This window comes from Cytobacillus oceanisediminis (genome assembly GCF_004366035.1).
Taxonomy (GTDB): domain Bacteria; phylum Bacillota; class Bacilli; order Bacillales; family Cytobacillaceae; genus Cytobacillus; species Cytobacillus oceanisediminis_C.
Genome location: NZ_SOEE01000001.1, coordinates 97385 through 115111, shown reverse-complemented (window position 1 = coordinate 115111; position 17727 = coordinate 97385). Strand labels below are relative to the sequence as shown.

Sequence of the window (17727 nt, the reverse complement as noted above, 5' to 3'; positions counted from 1 at the left end):
GTAGTATTTAAGTGAAGGAATGGAGCTGCAAAAATGAGACTATTTTCCGATCTTCCGGATGAAAAAATAAATCAGGTGTTTTACAAAAAGCCGGGCCATTTTAACAAGAGGTCTGGCAGGGAGCTTTTAGCATATGCACTTGGAGCAACTTTATATATGCCGGCTACAAGGCCTCGTATTCATCAGAATCTGCTCTCAAAAAAGCATGCAGGCCTTACATCCATGGTCATATGCCTTGAAGATGCAATTGGTGATGATGAAGTGGAACAGGCAGAAGACCTGCTGTCTTTGGAATTGGAAAATTTGAGCTCGGACCTTGCGAAGGGGCTTTGTGAAGAAGAAGATCTCCCTTTGCTTTTCGTCCGGATCAGAAGCTATGATCAGCTTATTAGACTCAAAAGCAGAATTCCCAATGGCATGCATCTTCTTACTGGTTTTGTCCTGCCAAAGTTCTCTCCGGCTGAAGGATGCAAAATTCTAACTGAAATTGAAAGGCTTAATTCTTATGGTTATTGTTTATATGCCATGCCGATTCTGGAAACTAAAGAAATCATTCAAAAAGAAACAAGGCTTGATGAATTAATCGGCATTAAGAAGGTGCTGGACCAATATTCTGATCTGATTCTGAATGTGAGAATTGGAGCAACGGATTTTAGCGGCTTGTATGGGATACGGAGAAATTCAGATACAACAGTTTACGACATTGCTGTAATAAGAGATTGTATATCAGATATCATTAATATTTTCCTGCGTGCGGACCAGCCATACGTCATCTCAGGCCCGGTATGGGAATACTTCTCCTCAAAGGAGCGTCTTCTGAAGCCTCAAATCAGGCAGACGCCATTCAGGGAACGTCTTGGGCAGGATGGGCTCAAAATGAGGACGGACTTGATTGATCGGCATATGGACGGATTAATAAGAGAAATCGCGATGGATATTTCAAATGGCTTAACTGGAAAAACCATTATCCATCCCACACATATCAAACCTGTACAGGCATTGAATACTGTAACCCTTGAAGAGTATTTGGATGCACAGAGCATTGCCGGTCAGGCCGGCGGAAAAATAGGGGTTATGAAAAGCGATTACCAAAACAAAATGAATGAAATTAAACCCCATTTATATTGGGCTAAAAAAATATTATTAAAATCAGAAGTATACGGGGTGCTGCAGGATGAGATCACATACATTGACCTACTCAAAAACGAAACATTCAATTCAGATACTCAACTCGTTAACCGTTGATATTCAGATAACCGATAACCCTTATGAGCTGGCGCCTGAAGATTTGTTTGTCATGGCCGCAAGAATAAATAAAAAAAGATCCTTTTTATTTGTCAGCAAAGTACTCGGAAAACATATTCCGATTAATCCGCAAATCGGACTCCTGACAGGGGAACTGCTTGCCAGCCGTTATATGGAAAAGGAAAAGAAGGTGGAACCAGGAAAGACCGCTGAGCTTCTATCTGCTTTTAAAAATGGCTTAGGCATCATAAACAGCAGCCCTTTTATTCATGAAGACTATAACCCTGTCATTATCGGCTTTGCCGAAACAGCAACGGCACTTGGACATGCTTTCTTTCAATCATTTAAACGTGCCGATTACTTTCACACAACAAGAGAGCAGCTGATTGATAGGAATTCTGTCATAACATTTGAAGAAGAACATTCCCATGCTACTTCCCACAGATGTTACACAGATGAAAGCCTTTTGGATAATAAGAGAGAGATCATTCTTGTTGATGATGAAATGACAACAGGAAAAACAGCCATTAATATCATCCGATCCATTCATGAACGCTTTCCCAGAAAGATTTATACAGTCGTCTCCATTCTGGATTGGCGTTCCCCGAAAAACCAGGCTCTGTTTGATGATCTTGAAAAAGAATTGGGCATTATTATTCACAGTGTGTCTCTTCTAAAAGGGGAGATAGACGTTAAGGGTTACCCTGAAGTGCATGAAAGCCAGTCTGAGGATGAACTGAAAGGAAATGATGCGCTAATTTCCTATATTCATATAAATAATGAATTCCCTGAACTATTAAGCCGGATGAATGAGCCTTCTGCTGCTCTAAGCGGTGAAATCAGAACTACTCCTTATTTAAAAGATTCTGGACGTTTCGGGCTGGATGCAAAAAGCCAAGCCAGGTTAAGCGTGTCATTAGCTGAGATTGGCCAATACCTATCAGGTAAACGGGATGGCAGGAATACGTTATGTCTTGGAACAGGGGAGTTTATGTATATCCCTATGAAACTTGCCTCATTAATGGGGGAAGGCGTAAAATTCCACTCTACAACACGCAGTCCCATTTTTGTAAGAAATGATAATGAATATGGAGCCAAATACGGCATTTCCTTTCAAAACCCTGAAGACACTGAAATGGCACAATTTGTTTATAACATTCCAGAAGACTATTATGAAGAACTATTCCTGTTTTTCGAAAGAGAGCCAGAAGAAGATTCACTTATGCCTTTTATCAATCAATTAAAGAAATATATAAAGAATATAAAGATAGTTTCCTTTAATGGGGGTGAAAGAAATGAATAGAATTGCAGATAAATTTGGTTCATATAGTAAAGATGACGTTGTATTTTTACTGAAGGATTTAAGCGGATATTCACTTGAAGGATCCATTGAGCAAAGGGAAAAAAACATTCAGTCCGGTCAGCATTATAGTGAAACACTTCCTATTGAATACCAGCCTCCTGAAAATTACCTTTCCCTGTTTTGGGAAACGCTTGATGAATACAAACGAAAGGCAGCATTGTCTACCGGAGTGGTTTCTGAACAAATCTGGAAGAAAAAAGGAAAAGAAACAGTTTTAGTTTCCCTGGCAAGAGCTGGGACGCCTGTCGGTATTCTGATAAAACGGTATCTTTATGAAGTATATGGAGTAAGATTGCCGCATTACAGCATTTCCATTATCAGAGATCGGGGGATTGACGAAAATGCGATAAAGCATATATTAAACTCACATCCTGGCTGCAATATTCAGTTTGTGGATGGATGGACAGGCAAAGGGGCTATTTCTGTTGAATTAACCAAGGCCTGCAGACAATTTCATCAACTTTATGGTGTTCTTCTCGATGACACTTTGGCCGTTCTTGCGGATCCAGGTTTTTGCACAACACTTTATGGAACAAGGGAAGACTTTCTGATTCCAAGTGCCTGCCTCAATTCTACTGTTTCAGGATTGGTCAGCAGAACAGTATTAAATGAATCCTTAATTGGGCCGGAAGATTATCATGGCGCCAAATTTTACAGGGAGCTGGAGGAAGCAGATGTTTCAAACCATTATCTCTCAGCGATTACAGAGGAGTTCTCGGCTATTAAACAGGAAGCAGCTGAACTTGCGGCCAAGATTATGGAAAACCCGGGGGGAGCAAGTTTTAAAGGAATGAAAGAAGTTCAGAGAATACAAGAGGAATTTAAAATTGAATCTATTAACTTTGTAAAGCCGGGAGTCGGAGAAACCACCAGGGTTCTTCTGAGAAGGCTTCCATGGAAGATCCTGATGAGAGACCCGGAAAGTCCATATGTTCGCCATATTGTCATGCTGGCCCGGGAGCGGAATGTCGAAATTATTCATTATCCTGATATGAGCTACACATGCTGTGGGTTAATTAAAAAGACGGGAGAAGAATAATGAGGATGTTTGCTTCAGATCTGGACAGGACATTGATTTACTCAAATAAAGCGCTAGCTGATTTTGGACAGACAGGAGAAAAAAATTTAATAGCTGTTGAGCGTATCGACGGCAGGGAAGCAGCCTTTATGTCAAACGAGGCGCTCTTGATGCTGAAAAAGGTATCCGCTCAAATGCTCTTTGTGCCTGTTACAACGAGAACATACGGACAATTTAAGCGTATTTTCATTTTTGAGGATAATCTTAACATTCCGTACACTATCACATCGAATGGCGCAAATATTCATTATCATGGAAAACCTCTTGATGAGTGGTCCGGCATAGTCCGAAAACGTCTAAATTCAGAGTGTGCATTGCTTGAGGAAATGCTGGACAGATCACAATGCCTGGAACTGAACGGAAAAATAAAAACCGCTGAAAATCTTTTCTTTTACTATATTCTGAATGAACAAATAACACCAGCAGCCAAGGAGGAAATAGTAAGGCTGACTGAGTCTTATGGGTGGAGAATATCCCTGCAGGGGAGAAAACTGTATTTTATGCCAAATCCTATCTGTAAAGGCGAGGCGGTAAAATTTATTAGGAATCGGGAAGGAATAAGTAGTGTTTTTGGAGCAGGAGATTCAGTTCTCGACCATGATTTCTTAAAGTTCTGCGATTTCGCATACGTCCCAAACCATGGTGAACTGGCAGCTAATCTTTCCCTCTCACATCCTTACTTGATTTCTAATAATATAGGGGCAGCGGCCGGGGAAGAAATTCTAAATGATATTTTAAATAATATTAAAGAAAGAGTTTAGTCCGGCTGGTCCCTCAGCCATTTTTTTAAAACGATAAATAAACAGATGCAAAAGGTAGCGCATCCTGTAAAGATTAAGCTGCTGATGGCAATAGACTGGTAATTGGCAAAAGCGAAAATGGCAAGGGTTAATGACAAGAAAATGATGTCTATAAAAACTAAAGAACTGGAACATAAAATATTCCTGATCATATCCAGATCATGATCAATCCCCTGATATCTCACTCTTCGAAAAAGCAGCCTCATACTGATTCACCTTCCTTTCATAGAGTACTCCAATTTATGCAGGGACAGGAATAATGGTGAAAAAGTTCATTTGAGGTTATTCAGCTATGAAAATACTGCTGAAGTGAAACTTTCTTCCTGTTAAATCGTAAAGAAAGTTAACCATTTTAGAAAAAGGCTGTATTCCTATGATATGATGGTAATAAGTTTACATATTTTTTCCCGGTGTCATTATCCGGGAACTGAAACGCCATTTTTGAATGAAATGATAAGAATGCATCTTTCGCTCATAGAGGGAAGGGATATAAATTGAACTTGTCGTACAGTCAAATCAAAACTCACATCTTAAAGGTTACAAATGAGAATTGGACTTCACACTTAACAAAGCCGAATCACGAGCGTGATAATTACAGAGAGGAACAGCAAACTTTGCATATTGGCCAGATTGTTGCCAGGTTTCTCGGAGTTCCGCTCGATGAAGATGAATATTATAATCGTCTTTTTGACCTTATTCACACAGAAAATGCAGGGCTTATTCTTTTGAGTGAAGAACATCTGGATAAAACCATTAATAATCAGCAGTTCCAGGCGATACAAAAAGTCCTGAACATTAACCGGGAACAGGATTTATCCATAAACCGCTTTGCTGCTTTCCTTGATGGGGAACAGCTGCTGCTTAAATCATCCTCTCCTTCTATGCACAGGAAGATTAGAGAAGCGATGATCAGTATGCTGAAACTTTTTTCTGAACTTGAACCAGCCGGGTTGAAAAACCAGGAAATCCGAAGAGTGCTTGTAGATGTGATAAAGTGGTCCACTAACCATTTGGGCACAGAACTTAAAGATATTGACCCTAAAATGGCTATGCCAAAAATCCTATGGTACGGTAATGGGAAAAAGAGTCATTTTTATTTTTTATACTACTTAATTCAGATCGGGTGCGATATTCTTTATTTTTCTCCTTCAGGGGAAGATCTTCCGGCAAAAATGGGGCCGGTGGTTCAAGAGTCTTTTGCTCATCATTACCCTGAAAAGAAAAGGCCAGAGCCTTTTCCGCAAGAAAAGAGAAGAAGGAGTGCTACAGTTGCCTATAGAGCATCCAGGGAAATAGAAACCATACTTAACCATGAGGGTTCAGGACTTTATAAACCCTGGCAGCTGCGGGACTATACACCTTCCTCTGTGACACTGAAAACCACTTATGATGAGCTCTTTATTTTAATCAAAGAGAAAGCCATGATCCGCCCAAACTTCGAGGTGAAAGAAGGAAGGGTCATGATACCTTCCGTATTTTCAAAGATCCAGGGTGTAAGCAGGAACCGCAAGGAATACTGGGATCGAATACAAACAATCAGCCAGTATGATGAAAGTTTGCTGATAAGGAGATTTCCTTTTACAAATAGCGTCAACAATGATTTTCGGTTCCATTATCGGAATGCACTTGACAGGGAAGGAAAGCTTGACCCTGAAAAAATCATTGCAGGGCACTATTGGAGGTATCAGCAGCTTCCTGGCGGCCTGCAAAATGGAATTGCAATGGCCATTAGAAATATGTGTGAACGTCCGCGTATAAAGCCGCTTTCCAGTGAGTCGGAAGAAGAATTGAAGATTTATCTTTTTAGCCAAAGTCTGCAAATTCCGCCAAGCATTCTAAAATTAATGCAGCAATTTGATTATTCTCAGGACGTCCCTAAGATTATCCTCTATAACAACGAGCTGAACGGGACGATGGTAAGATCGGATGCCGCTCTTCTTTTGCTGCTTAATCAGTTTGGATTGGATATTGTGTTGTATAATCCGCCGGGCCATAACGACATTGAAAACTTCATTGAGGAAGATTTATATGATGTCCATTGGCTTGAGGATGTTGTTTTTGAACAGGAATTTAAGGAGCCATCCTTTCTAAAGAAGGTTCTCTTTCAAGGATTATTAAAAAATTTAAAGGGTGATTGAAAATGAATCCGACTAAAGCAGCAGATATGAATTTAACAGCCCAGGTGCAGGATGACAAATTAACCGAAAATAAGGTATCAGAAATTAAGCTAGCTTTAAGGCAGGAACCTGAGGTGCAAAATTTGGCCAGGTCCATCGATGAGAAGGACCAAATTCAAATACTTGAATTCGGTAAAGAGCCTGCTGTCCAGATTTCCCGCTTTTCTGATCAGATACTGAGCAACATGAGAACAACCAAGGTAGAAGATTCAGGTGAACTTTTAAAGCAGCTCGGCAGAATTATGGACAAATTTGACAAGAAGGATTTCGAGCAGGGATCAAAAGGGATCTTTGGCAAGCTTTTCAAACGGGGAGAAAAGATGATTGAAAAGCTTTTCGGAAAATATCAGACAATGGGCGCGGAAATTGATAAAGTTTATGTTGAAATTTCCAAATACCAAAGTGAAATGGTTGACTCCACAACCATGCTTGAACAAATGTATGAGCAAAATTATCAGTACTATTTGACGCTTGAAAAATATGCTGTGGCAGGACAGCTGAAAGCCGACGAATTAAAAGCCAATCAGCTTCCTCAGCTGGAAGGAAGGGCGGCCCAGGGGGATCAAATGGCTTCGATGCAGCTGGATACGTTAAGAAATGCCATCGAACTGCTGGAGCAAAGAGTCTATGATCTTGAAATGGCTAAAATGGTTGCCCTACAAACTGCACCGCAAATCCGGCTGCTGCAGCGAGGCAATACCAAGCTGATCGGGAAGATTAATTCTGCATTCGTTACTACGATTCCAATTTTTAAGAATGGCCTGATTCAGGCAGTGGCAGCGAAGAGACAAAAACTTGTTGCAGATTCAATGAGCGAGCTGGACAGACGGACAAATGAAATGCTTGTGCGCAATGCCCAGAATATTTCTAATCAAAGTGCTGATATCGCAAGATTGGCAGGCGGTCCGAGCATTAAGATAGAAACTATTGAGGAATCCTGGAATATCATCATGAAAGGTATGCAGGAGACAAAATCAATAGAAGAAGAAAACAAGCGTTTACGTGAAGAAGGAACCAGGAGACTGGAACAGCTGCAGGACAATTTTAAAAAAATGAAGCAGCAGGGTTAGGCAGCTGCTCATTTTAAATAAAATATAAATTATTGATGAGGTGGAATTGATATGGCAATAAATCTTCAAAAGGGCCAGCGTGTTGACTTAACTAAAGGAAATCCGGGATTATCTAAAATTATGGTAGGATTAGGCTGGGATCCAGTACAAAAAAGCGGAGGCGGCGGTCTTCTGGGATCTTTATTCGGAGGAGGCGGCGGTGCAAATATCGACTGTGATGCTTCTGTTATCATGCTTGGTGAAAATGGAAAACTTAAGAGTAATAAAGATGTTATTTATTTCGGCAACCTGAAAAGCAGCGATGGAAGTGTCCAGCATACCGGGGACAATCTGACGGGTGCAGGAGATGGAGACGACGAACAAGTGCTGATTGATTTAAGCAGAGTGCCTGCTAGCATACACAAAATGGTATTCGTCGTTAACATTTATGACAGCGTCAAGAGAAAGCAGCATTTTGGCATGATTCAAAATGCTTTCATCCGTGTTGTCAACTCAGGCAGCAATCAAGAGCTGATTCACTATAACCTGACAGATGATTACAGCGGAAAAACTAGTTTAATTGTTGGTGAGATTTATCGGCATGGAAGCGATTGGAAGTTTGCTGCCGTTGGCACTGGAACGGCTTCCCCAGGCCTATCAGATGTTGTGCGTTCATATTCTTAATAAAGATAACCATTGGCAGGGGCCCGATTTTACTCGGGCCCTTTTTGAATTTTCATTTAATTTTGCCATCATTTGTTTCCTTCTATTCCTTCATTCGTATGTTATAATTTTAATAGTTTAACAGAACGGTTAAAAAATTTTTCTCCATTCAGGCAGTTCCGCAGCTTAGGCACTACTTCAAAGGGCTCTGTTGCCCGGAAATTATACATCTTAGATTAGCAGAAGGGGCTTTTAAAATGCGCAAAATGGCACTGACATTTACAATCATGATGGTTTCCCTTGCACTGCTGGGTAACTCTCAGGCTGCCATGGGCGGTATTAAACTAAAAGATTATCCGCACTCCTCCCAGCTTAAAGAGCTTCTCAGTTTAAAATCCCCACGGCAGCTCGGCGGCATTTTCATATTGCCGCTCGAACCTTTTGATGAGGGAGAGGCTGCAGAAATGATTTCCCGGGTGGATAATCTGCCCGCCTCCCTGCTGTCCAAAATAGAGGATGAAGATATAAGGGTGAAATTATTCGTAGGAAAGCTTACTGATAATCCTACTGCTCAGCACCTTGAAGGGGTAATTCCCCGCGGCTATACAGGGGGCACCACCTGGGATGATGTCCCTGGGATTGGCGGGGCAAAAACGGTCCTTGTTAAAATAGGCTACAGTGATAAGGGGAAAGGCCATGGATCCGTTAATCTGGAACTTCATGAACTTGCCCATTCTGTTGATCGCTATGTTTACAATGGCATCCGATTTAATCAGAAGTTTCTCTCTGTCTGGAAAGCAGAGAAAGCTAAATTGTTCCCCGGTCAAAATTATTTTCTATCCTTCCCTGAAGAATATTTCGCTGAGGCTTTTGCCATGTATTTTGCAGGAGGCGAATCCAGGAAATCATTAAGTGTGAATGCTCCGAAAACCTATGATTTTATAAACAAATTATACTAATTTAACCCGTTTCTCTAAATATTTATCTGATGTGAAATTTACGGAAATTCGTGTACAATAGCAATGAGTATTTAAAAAAGGTTGGGTTGAAATGAAACAATATTTGGATCTATGCAAGCATGTTTTGGAGAATGGCACAAAGAAAGAAGACCGCACTGGCACAGGGACAATAAGCACATTTGGCTATCAGATGCGCTTTAACCTGCAGGACGGCTTCCCATTGGTAACAACAAAGAAATTGCATTTGAAATCCATTATCCATGAGCTGTTATGGTTTTTAAACGGTGATACAAATGTAAAATACCTTCAGGAGAATGGTGTGCGAATCTGGAATGAATGGGCTGACGAGGAAGGCAATCTTGGTCCGGTTTATGGTCATCAATGGAGATCATGGACAGGTGCCGATGGAAATACAGTTGATCAGATTAGCAGCCTGATTGACCAGATTAAAACAAATCCCGATTCCCGCAGGCTGATTGTAAATGCATGGAACGCAGGAGAGATAGAAAAGATGGCTTTGCCTCCTTGCCACTGCATGTTCCAGTTTTATGCAGCAGATGGGAAACTTTCCTGCCAGCTTTATCAGAGATCTGCGGATGTTTTTCTTGGGGTTCCGTTTAATATTGCTTCCTATGCTTTGCTGACTATGATGGTTGCACAGGTGTGCGATCTGGAGCCTGGTGAATTTGTACATACGTTTGGAGATGTGCATATCTACCAGAATCATATTGACCAGGTAAACCTTCAGCTGAGCCGTGATCCCCGACCGCTTCCAAAAATGAGTATTAATCCGGATGTGAAAGACATTTTCAGCTTTAAGTTTGATGATTTCCAGCTGGAAGACTATAATCCCCACCCTCATATTAAAGGAGTTGTCAGTGTATGATTTCTTTAATGTGGGCAATGGATGAGAATCGTGTGATCGGCAAGGATAATAAACTTCCCTGGCATCTGCCTGAGGATTTAAAGTTTTTTAAAAGAACTACGATGGGGCATCCGATTGCCATGGGACGAAAAACTTGGGATTCAATCGGAAGACCTCTGCCGGGGAGAGAGAATATTGTTATTACCCGCAATGAATCCTTTTCATGTGAAGGGTGCACAGTTGTAAATTCGGTTGAAGAGCTTCTGAAGTACAGCGGTGTAAAGGAAGATGAAATTTTCGTCATTGGCGGTGCCGAGATTTTTAAAGCCATTCTTCCTGCAGCAGATCGTCTCTATTTGACTATGATTTATGATCAATTTGCAGGAGACACATACTTTCCGGAAATAGACATGTCAGAATGGAATCTCCTTTCAAGGGAGAAGGGCACCAGGGATGAAAAAAATCCATATGATTTTGAATTCCTCATTTATAAAAGAAAATAATCTTAAAAGCAGCTCGCACCGGCGGGCTGCTTTTTTAATCATCTAATCTGTAAACATATAGTGAAAGGAACCTGATTATTATATAATGTAAACCATCCCAAGACCTGGAGGTCATTATGCTTCGATTAATAATCTTTTTTCTGTATATGGGCGGATATTTAGTTTATAGCCTCCCTGCACTAAACCGCATGAGGAAATTGAATGCTGTGCTCCCTGTTGAGGAACGCGACCGCATTATCCATAATGTACCGCAGAAGTGGTCCAGGACAATAATGAAAATCTCAGGCTCTCAAGTGAAAGTTAAGGGGCAGGAATTGATTCCTGGCGGGCCTGTCGTCATTGTTTGCAACCATGAAGGGGATTTTGATATTCCAGTCCTTCTTGCATCCATTGATAAACCTTTTGGTTTTATTTCAAAAGTTGAAGTTAAGAAAGCACCCATTATCTCTTCATGGATGGAAGTCATGAACTGTGTTTTTGTTGATCGCAGCAATCGCAGCAAGGCTATCAATTCTTTAAAGGATGCAGCAGTGCTTTTAAGGCAGGGTCACTCTCTCCTGATTTTCCCGGAAGGAACCAGAAGCAAGGGCGGGCAGGTAGCGCCTTTTAAAGTGGGCGGATTCCGGCTTGCACAGGATGCAGGTGTTCCGATTGTGCCAATTTCTATTAAAGGGACAGCTGATGTGTTTGAAAAGAATGGGAGGCTCATAAAGCCGGCTAAAATAGAAATCCAGGTGTGTAAGCCTGTGAATTCTAAGATCGTTCAAAATATGGATGCAAAGTTTCTTGCGCAGGAAGTAAGAGAAATAATCTGCAGCAGCCTTACAGGCAAGAAGATCGCGTCATAAAGAAGAAGGCCCCATTCAGTCAGGGGCCCTATTTCTATCATTATTTATTCGGTTAATTAAAAATTAGAAATTGGGATTCACTAAATAATCTGTCAGCTTCTGAATCATTCCGTGGTATTCTTTGGGATCGCAAAACTCTTCTGCTGTAAAGTTGGCTTTCACCCACTGTATTAATTCGTCAGCACTGTTGAAGTACTCTCCGCTCGTGTCGCTTTTCCGAATCATATACCTGCCGTTATCTTCATCCAATGTTACTTCCACAGGCAAAGCGCTATCTAGACTGCATAAAGAAAACTCCATTCCGGCACCCCTTTGAGATATAAATTAGCTTTTGCTTATTATATGTCGGTTTCAGCGATTTCTATCCTTAAAATAATTCGAAAAATGTAAATTTTTAAAAAACCTGATTGAAATCATGATTTGTCATGGTATAATGTACAAATTAATAACTTGTAAAGAAGAGGGTGGCAAAATGGAACAGAAGGTAATGACAAAAAAATGGGTGCAGTTGGAAGATATTCTGATTGCATACCAGCAGCTAAAGGATATTGTTGCCCATACACCTTTACAGAAAAATGAACGTCTATCAGAAAAGTATGGGTGCAATGTCTATCTGAAAAGAGAAGATCTTCAGCATGTACGCTCATTTAAATTAAGGGGTGCCTATTATAAAGTAAAATCTTTAACTGCAGTGGAGCTGGAAAATGGTGTGGTCTGTGCAAGTGCAGGGAATCATGCACAGGGAGTCGCCTACGCATGCAGGCATCTTGGCGTCCAGGGAAAAATTTTTATGCCGGCAACCACACCGAGACAAAAAGTAAGTCAGGTGGAGCTGTTTGGCAGGGACTCAGTGGAAATCATTCTCGTGGGAGATACCTTTGATGATTCCTATTACGAAGCTCTTAAATGTGCAGAGGCGGAAAGCAGGGCATTTATTCACCCATTTGATGATGAAATGGTGATTGCAGGACAAGGGACAGTAGCGGTGGAAATCCTTAACGATTGTGAGGAGCCTGCAGATTTTGTTTTTGCGAGTATTGGCGGAGGCGGATTAATGGCCGGACTGAGCACTTACATAAAAAGTATATCACCGGAAACACAGATGATTGGAGTAGAACCGGCAGGAGCACCATCGATGAGTGAATCTATCAGGGCTCAAGCAGTAGCACCTCTCGATGAAATTGATAAGTTTGTAGATGGAGCGGCAGTAAAATGTGTCGGTGAAAAAACCTATGAAATCTGCAATGAGCATGTTGATGATATTTTCATGGTACCTGAAGGGAAAGTGTGCACGACGATCCTTGAATTATACAATGAGCATGCGATTGTGGCTGAGCCTGCAGGTGCGCTGCCAATAGCCGCACTTGATATGTGCAGGGAGCAAATTAAAGGAAAGAATGTCGTATGTGTGATCAGCGGCGGCAATAATGATATTGGACGAATGCAGGAAATAAAAGAGAGGTCCCTGCTTTATGAAGGCCTGCTTTACCACTTTATTGTGAATTTCCCTCAGCGTGCCGGAGCATTAAGAGAATTTCTTGACGAGGTTCTTGGCCCGACAGATGATATTACACGGTTTGAGTACACGAAGAAAAATAATAAAGAAAATGGTCCAGCCCTTGTGGGAATTGAGTTAAAGCATAAAGAGGACTATAGTGACCTCATTTTAAGAATGAATAAAAAGGGGTTCTCATATAAAGAGATAAACAAAGACAGTAACCTTTTTCATCTGCTGGTATAATCACCACCTGAATGACTTGGCAGCTTCATATTATTTCCTATGATTTTGTGACTGAAATATGAATTTTTATGATATCTGTGACATTTCCTTTGAAAAGTACTATAATCGTATTAGATTCAGAAGGGAAGTACTTAAAAGGAGATGTGAATATGCTTTCAAATATTGGTGTTCCCGGATTAATTTTAATCCTTGTTTTGGCGTTAATCATATTCGGACCAAAAAAGCTGCCGGAAATTGGCCGTGCTTTTGGTGAAACACTTAGAGAATTCAAAAAATCCACCCGTGGCCTAACAAGTGACGTTATGGAAGAACTTGAACAGGATTCTAAGAAAAAAACGGTTAAATAAGGTGTAAGGATATACTTCTTGCGCCTTTTTGTTTTGGTTTCAGATACAGCAGGCTGGTCCAATGCCTGGTTTCTTATAAAATTAGCAGGAGAATTATATGGAAGAAAAAGAGTTAAATTTAGTCGAACATCTAGATGAATTAAGAAAAAGACTCATTATAACGGCATCAGCATTTATCCTTTTTTTTATTGCAGGCTTTGTTTTTGTTGAGGATATTTATAAATGGCTGGTAAGAGACCTGGAAGTCAAATTGATTGTCCTGGGCCCAAGTGATATTATCTGGGTTTACTTTATGCTTGCTACGGTCATTGCAGTTGCAGGGACAATTCCCGTTCTGGCTTTGCAGATTTGGCTTTTTGTCAAGCCTGCCCTGACAGCAGCTGAGCGGAAGATCTCTCTTTCTTATGTGCCGGCGCTTTTTATTTTGTTCATTATTGGCCTATGCTTTGGCTATTTTGTCATATTCCCCACCGTATTGAGTTTTCTTGTTGAATTGGGTGGAGAAATGTTTGAGGCCAATTTCACTGCGGATAAATATTTCCGCTTTGTCCTTAATATGACTTTGCCTTTTGGAGTTTTGTTTGAACTCCCTGTAGTCATCATGTTCCTGACTTCGCTTGGAATTATTAATCCTTATGTGCTTACTAAAATCAGGAAGTATGCTTATTTTGTCCTTGTTGTGATTTCAGTTGTTATATCACCTCCTGACTTCATGTCTGATATTCTTGTCACTATTCCATTGCTTCTGCTTTATGAAATAAGCATCAACTTATCTAAAATTGTCTACAAAAGAAAGCTGAAAAAGGCTGAGAATTCAGGAGAGGCATCTTCTTAAAAAAATTAATCGGATAGCATAATCAGACACATTTCGAGCGGTATTTGGGGTATAATATAAACAAACGGGTGAAAAAGAGGATTGATATTTTGCTATTTAAAAGCCTAGAGTTCAAAAATGCTGTTGGACAGAAGGTAAAAATTATTGAAATTCCTGTATTGGCAAAAGATAGCCCTTATTATTTTATGATCCAAGTCCGTTTGAAAACTTTTATTGCGGCCACTAACGCCAATGAGAAAACACTTAAGAACCATTCTTTTAGAGAATATCTAAAGCGAGTTTTAAAGTGGCCCGTCTATGAAGAGATTTTTAAGACCCCAGAATTAAAAAATAACGCTTAACAACTTTGATGCCGGCAGCCAGCCGGTATTTTTTTGGCCACATAAGGAGGAGAAATACAGGCTATATATTTATTGCTTTATTTGTATTTTGCTTGAATGTATAATATGAACTAATTGTTAATGCAGGGGAAGTGAAAGCATAATGGCTAAAATTAAAATTGTTACAGATTCTACAGCAGACCTATCCAGCGAATTGATTGAAAAATTCGATATTGAAGTTGTCCCGCTATCTATTCACATAGAAGGTAATACATACTTGGACCGGGTTGATATTACTCCATCTGAATTCATGAGGAAAATGAAAGAAGCGGACGAGTTGCCTAAAAGCTCACAGCCTCCTGCGGGAGTATTGGCTGAGGTGTATGACAGGTTTGGTGATCAAGGCTATGATATTCTCTCTATTCATATGACTGGCGGAATGAGCGGTACTGTTCAATCAGCGGAAAGCGCAGCAGCTATGTCACATGCAAATGTTACAGTGGTAGATTCAAGATATATATCCAAAGCACTGGCTTTTCAAGTATTGGAGGCTGCAAAAATGGCCAGCGAAGGGAAAGGCATTCAGGAGATTGTCAGCAGGGTGGAAACCATTCGCAGTAATACTAAATTATTTGTAGTAGTAGATACGTTGGAAAATCTTGTAAAAGGCGGAAGAATCGGCAAGGGCAAGGCCATGATCGGGTCCTTGCTGAATATAAAACCAATTGCCTCGCTTGAAGGCGGTGTATACACACCTGTGGCCAAAGTAAGAAGTCATACCCAGGTGGCGAAGTATTTGGCCAAACAATTTGCAGAGGATATCAAAGGGAAAACAATAAAAGGTGTAGGCCTTGTCCATGCAGAAGGCATTGAGTTAGCTTCTAAACTGAAGAAAATGATTGAAGAGCTGGATGCTGCTGCAGAAATTGAAATTGAAGAAACAACTCCAATTATCAGTACACATACGGGACCAGGAGCAATTGGCTTTATGTATCATCTGGAAGAGTAATAAAACGGACGCATGGCTTATCAGGCTATGCGTTTTTTTGTAGTTTAGGAATTTATAAAATATAAAGATGTGAATAACTTTGATGAAAAATTACTGCACCCTGCTCCATCGCCTGCCCTGATCAAGAAGCTTCCGCTTTTGTTCCGGAGTTAAATGCTGCACTTTTAAAACTTTGGCGTTTTTAGAGGATTTCAGCAGAATTTTGCCGAAAAAGGTTAGATAGCTACTTAGAGTAAAAGGAATCGGTGACGCTATATGAAGGATCAAATAAAAAATTTGCCTTTGTTCAGGAAAGTGCTGTTATTCTCCTTCCTCATTTCTTTCTTTGTCACGGTTTTTACAGCAGGCATCAGCTTTATGGTTGAAACCCGGCAGTTGGAGAAGCAGCTTACAGATAGAGTGACTGACATGGCATCTCTTTGGAGCTCTGTTATAGAGTACGAAGATGTTGAGAAAGTAAAGGAACAGCAGGATCCGTCCGATCCTGCTTATAAAAGACTGCATCATCTTATTTCATTGGTAAATGAAAAGGCAGCATATTCAAATGCATCACTGCTGTTGCCGGAAAAAAGTGATGATAACTCAGTAAAGTTATTAGTAACTTCCAAAAGCTTTAAAGAAATGGGCCTGGAATCATTTTCACTTTATTCGGCAAGTGACGATTTTATAGATGGTTTAACGGAAGCCGTGCAGAAGAGAAGTGCTGCATCCAGTGAGGTTCATCAGGATCAGTTTGGCACCTGGATTTCTGCCTTTTCACCTATTGTGGATTCTAAAGGAAATATTATTGCCATATTATGTATCGATATTGATGCAGCTGTGCTGAAATCGATTCAAAGAGATTTAGCCCTATATTTATCAGGCTTATTTTTAATCATTATCTTTTTAATATATTTTGTCTTAAAATGGGGTCTTAAAAAAGTATTAGAGCCAATTAATGATATTATTTCAGGTTTTAAAGAAGTCAGCAGCGGTAACTTTAACGTAAAGTTAAAGCCTTCTAATCAATCGGATTTAGGCATTCTTTCAGAGAGATTTAACTTTATGACCACCCGTCTGGCTATCCTTTTTGAAAGGCTGTCTGCCACTTCCGAGCAATTTGGGACAGTACCAAGAAATATTTCCTCTTCACATCGCTTTGAAGAAGCAATAGGGGAAATGGAGCATATCATGGAAAGGACAAAGATTCTTAAGGAGCTGCAGAGAGCTGAGAAGATGAACGCAATTGGCCAGCTTGCTGCTTCGGTGGCACATGAAATCAGAAACCCAATGACGGTAGTAAAAGGATTCCTTCAAATTTTTCTGGCTAAGGAAGAAATGACCGAAGAAGAAAAAATGTACATAAAGCTTATGATTGATGAGATGGAAAGAGCAGAAACAATCATAAACGATTATTTATCACTTGCTAAACCTGATATAGAACAAGTAGAGGCAATCAATGCCGGGGAACTTGCTGCCAGTGTAATTGATTTAATGAACTCATATGCTATGATGTCAAAAAATATATCTGTTGCTTCCGAGATATCTGAAGGTATATGGATACAAGGGAATGCCAGTGAGTTAAAGCAGGTTTTGATCAATATTTATAAAAACGGCATTGAGGCCATGAAAAATGGGGGCTGCTTGTCACTTTCCGTATCCAGCGAAGGTATATATGGTGTTTTTGAAATTTCTGATACGGGGATCGGTATGACAAAGGGAGAAATGGATAGATTGGGAACTGCTTTTTATTCTTTGAAAGAAAAGGGAACTGGGATGGGTCTGCTGGTGTGCTACCAAATTGTCGACCGGATGAAGGGACGTATTGAAGTTAATAGTGAGAAAGGAAAGGGCACGGTATTCCGGATATTCATTCCGCTGGCTATTGATTAGCGTTATAGACTTTTATCCCATAATTGAAAATATTTGCCATTATTGTTTATCCC

19 protein-coding genes are annotated in these 17727 nt (G+C 40.3%); 17 read left to right on the top strand and 2 right to left on the bottom strand.

What is annotated here, in order from left to right:
• The first annotated feature begins 33 nt into the window (after positions 1–33).
• The 4 genes from DFO72_RS00615 to DFO72_RS00600 are packed head-to-tail and all read left to right on the top strand — an operon-like array spanning position 34 to position 4447.
• Complete coding sequence (locus tag DFO72_RS00615; RefSeq protein WP_113884657.1) at positions 34–1245, top strand: HpcH/HpaI aldolase/citrate lyase family protein; 1212 nt, start codon at positions 34–36, stop codon at positions 1243–1245.
• On the top strand, positions 1175–2548 hold the full coding sequence (locus DFO72_RS00610) for a phosphoribosyltransferase family protein (protein ID WP_243856036.1): 1374 nt from the start codon (positions 1175–1177) through the stop codon (positions 2546–2548). The genes DFO72_RS00615 and DFO72_RS00610 overlap by 71 nt, the downstream gene beginning before the upstream one ends.
• Complete coding sequence (locus tag DFO72_RS00605; RefSeq protein ID WP_113884659.1) at positions 2541–3647, top strand: cysteine protease StiP family protein; 1107 nt, start codon at positions 2541–2543, stop codon at positions 3645–3647. Before DFO72_RS00610 ends, DFO72_RS00605 begins: the two co-directional genes overlap by 8 nt.
• A complete protein-coding gene (locus tag DFO72_RS00600) occupies positions 3647–4447 on the top strand; it encodes an HAD family hydrolase (protein ID WP_113884660.1) in 801 nt (266 codons plus the stop codon). Before DFO72_RS00605 ends, DFO72_RS00600 begins: the two co-directional genes overlap by 1 nt.
• Here the strand turns inward: DFO72_RS00600 and DFO72_RS00595 are convergent.
• A complete protein-coding gene (locus tag DFO72_RS00595; RefSeq protein WP_113884661.1) occupies positions 4444–4692 on the bottom strand; it encodes a hypothetical protein in 249 nt (82 codons plus the stop codon). The two genes, DFO72_RS00600 and DFO72_RS00595, sit on opposite strands and share 4 nt — an antisense overlap.
• A gap of 294 nt (positions 4693–4986) precedes the next feature.
• On the opposite strand from DFO72_RS00595, the gene DFO72_RS00590 reads away from it, so the two are divergent.
• The 7 genes from DFO72_RS00590 (at position 4987) to DFO72_RS00560 (ending at position 11550) form a co-directional block, all read left to right on the top strand.
• Positions 4987–6624, top strand: coding sequence for a YceG family protein (locus DFO72_RS00590; RefSeq protein WP_113884715.1), 1638 nt, complete (start codon positions 4987–4989; stop codon positions 6622–6624).
• A 2-nt stretch (positions 6625–6626) separates the two neighbouring features.
• Entirely contained in the window at positions 6627–7733 is a 1107-nt protein-coding gene (locus DFO72_RS00585) for a toxic anion resistance protein (protein ID WP_113884662.1), read from the top strand.
• 51 nt (positions 7734–7784) lie between these two features.
• Complete coding sequence (locus tag DFO72_RS00580; RefSeq protein ID WP_113884663.1) at positions 7785–8396, top strand: TerD family protein; 612 nt, start codon at positions 7785–7787, stop codon at positions 8394–8396.
• Positions 8397–8632: 236 nt separating this feature from the next.
• Entirely contained in the window at positions 8633–9334 is a 702-nt protein-coding gene (locus tag DFO72_RS00575; protein ID WP_113884664.1) for an anthrax toxin lethal factor-related metalloendopeptidase, read from the top strand.
• A gap of 91 nt (positions 9335–9425) precedes the next feature.
• Positions 9426–10220 (top strand): thymidylate synthase, encoded by a 795-nt coding sequence (locus tag DFO72_RS00570; RefSeq protein WP_113884665.1) that lies wholly within the window; start codon positions 9426–9428, stop codon positions 10218–10220.
• Complete coding sequence (locus tag DFO72_RS00565) at positions 10217–10702, top strand: dihydrofolate reductase (RefSeq protein WP_113884666.1); 486 nt, start codon at positions 10217–10219, stop codon at positions 10700–10702. Before DFO72_RS00570 ends, DFO72_RS00565 begins: the two co-directional genes overlap by 4 nt.
• Positions 10703–10818: 116 nt before the next feature.
• Positions 10819–11550, top strand: a complete 732-nt coding sequence (locus DFO72_RS00560; protein ID WP_113884667.1) for a lysophospholipid acyltransferase family protein — start codon at positions 10819–10821, stop codon at positions 11548–11550.
• 63 nt (positions 11551–11613) lie between these two features.
• Here DFO72_RS00560 and DFO72_RS00555 read toward each other — a convergent pair whose 3' ends face one another.
• A complete protein-coding gene (locus tag DFO72_RS00555) occupies positions 11614–11850 on the bottom strand; it encodes a hypothetical protein (RefSeq protein WP_113884668.1) in 237 nt (78 codons plus the stop codon).
• A 172-nt stretch (positions 11851–12022) separates the two neighbouring features.
• Here DFO72_RS00555 and ilvA point away from each other — a divergent pair, with 172 nt between their 5' ends.
• From ilvA to DFO72_RS00525, 6 genes are all read left to right on the top strand, one after another.
• Positions 12023–13291 (top strand): threonine ammonia-lyase IlvA, encoded by a 1269-nt coding sequence (gene ilvA / locus DFO72_RS00550; protein WP_113884669.1) that lies wholly within the window; start codon positions 12023–12025, stop codon positions 13289–13291.
• Positions 13292–13440: 149 nt separating this feature from the next.
• Entirely contained in the window at positions 13441–13638 is a 198-nt protein-coding gene (locus tag DFO72_RS00545; protein WP_113884670.1) for a twin-arginine translocase TatA/TatE family subunit, read from the top strand.
• 97 nt (positions 13639–13735) lie between these two features.
• Positions 13736–14473 carry a twin-arginine translocase subunit TatC gene (gene tatC / locus DFO72_RS00540; RefSeq protein ID WP_113884671.1) on the top strand — a complete coding sequence of 246 codons (738 nt, stop codon included), beginning with the start codon at positions 13736–13738 and terminating at the stop codon, positions 14471–14473.
• A gap of 89 nt (positions 14474–14562) precedes the next feature.
• Entirely contained in the window at positions 14563–14814 is a 252-nt protein-coding gene (locus DFO72_RS00535; RefSeq protein ID WP_019379714.1) for a DUF2535 family protein, read from the top strand.
• 142 nt (positions 14815–14956) lie between these two features.
• Positions 14957–15802: a DegV family protein gene (locus DFO72_RS00530; RefSeq protein ID WP_113884672.1), complete on the top strand. Its 846-nt coding sequence runs from the start codon at positions 14957–14959 to the stop codon at positions 15800–15802.
• A 255-nt stretch (positions 15803–16057) separates the two neighbouring features.
• Positions 16058–17674 carry a sensor histidine kinase gene (locus DFO72_RS00525; protein WP_113884673.1) on the top strand — a complete coding sequence of 539 codons (1617 nt, stop codon included), beginning with the start codon at positions 16058–16060 and terminating at the stop codon, positions 17672–17674.
• Positions 17675–17727 lie beyond the last annotated feature (53 nt).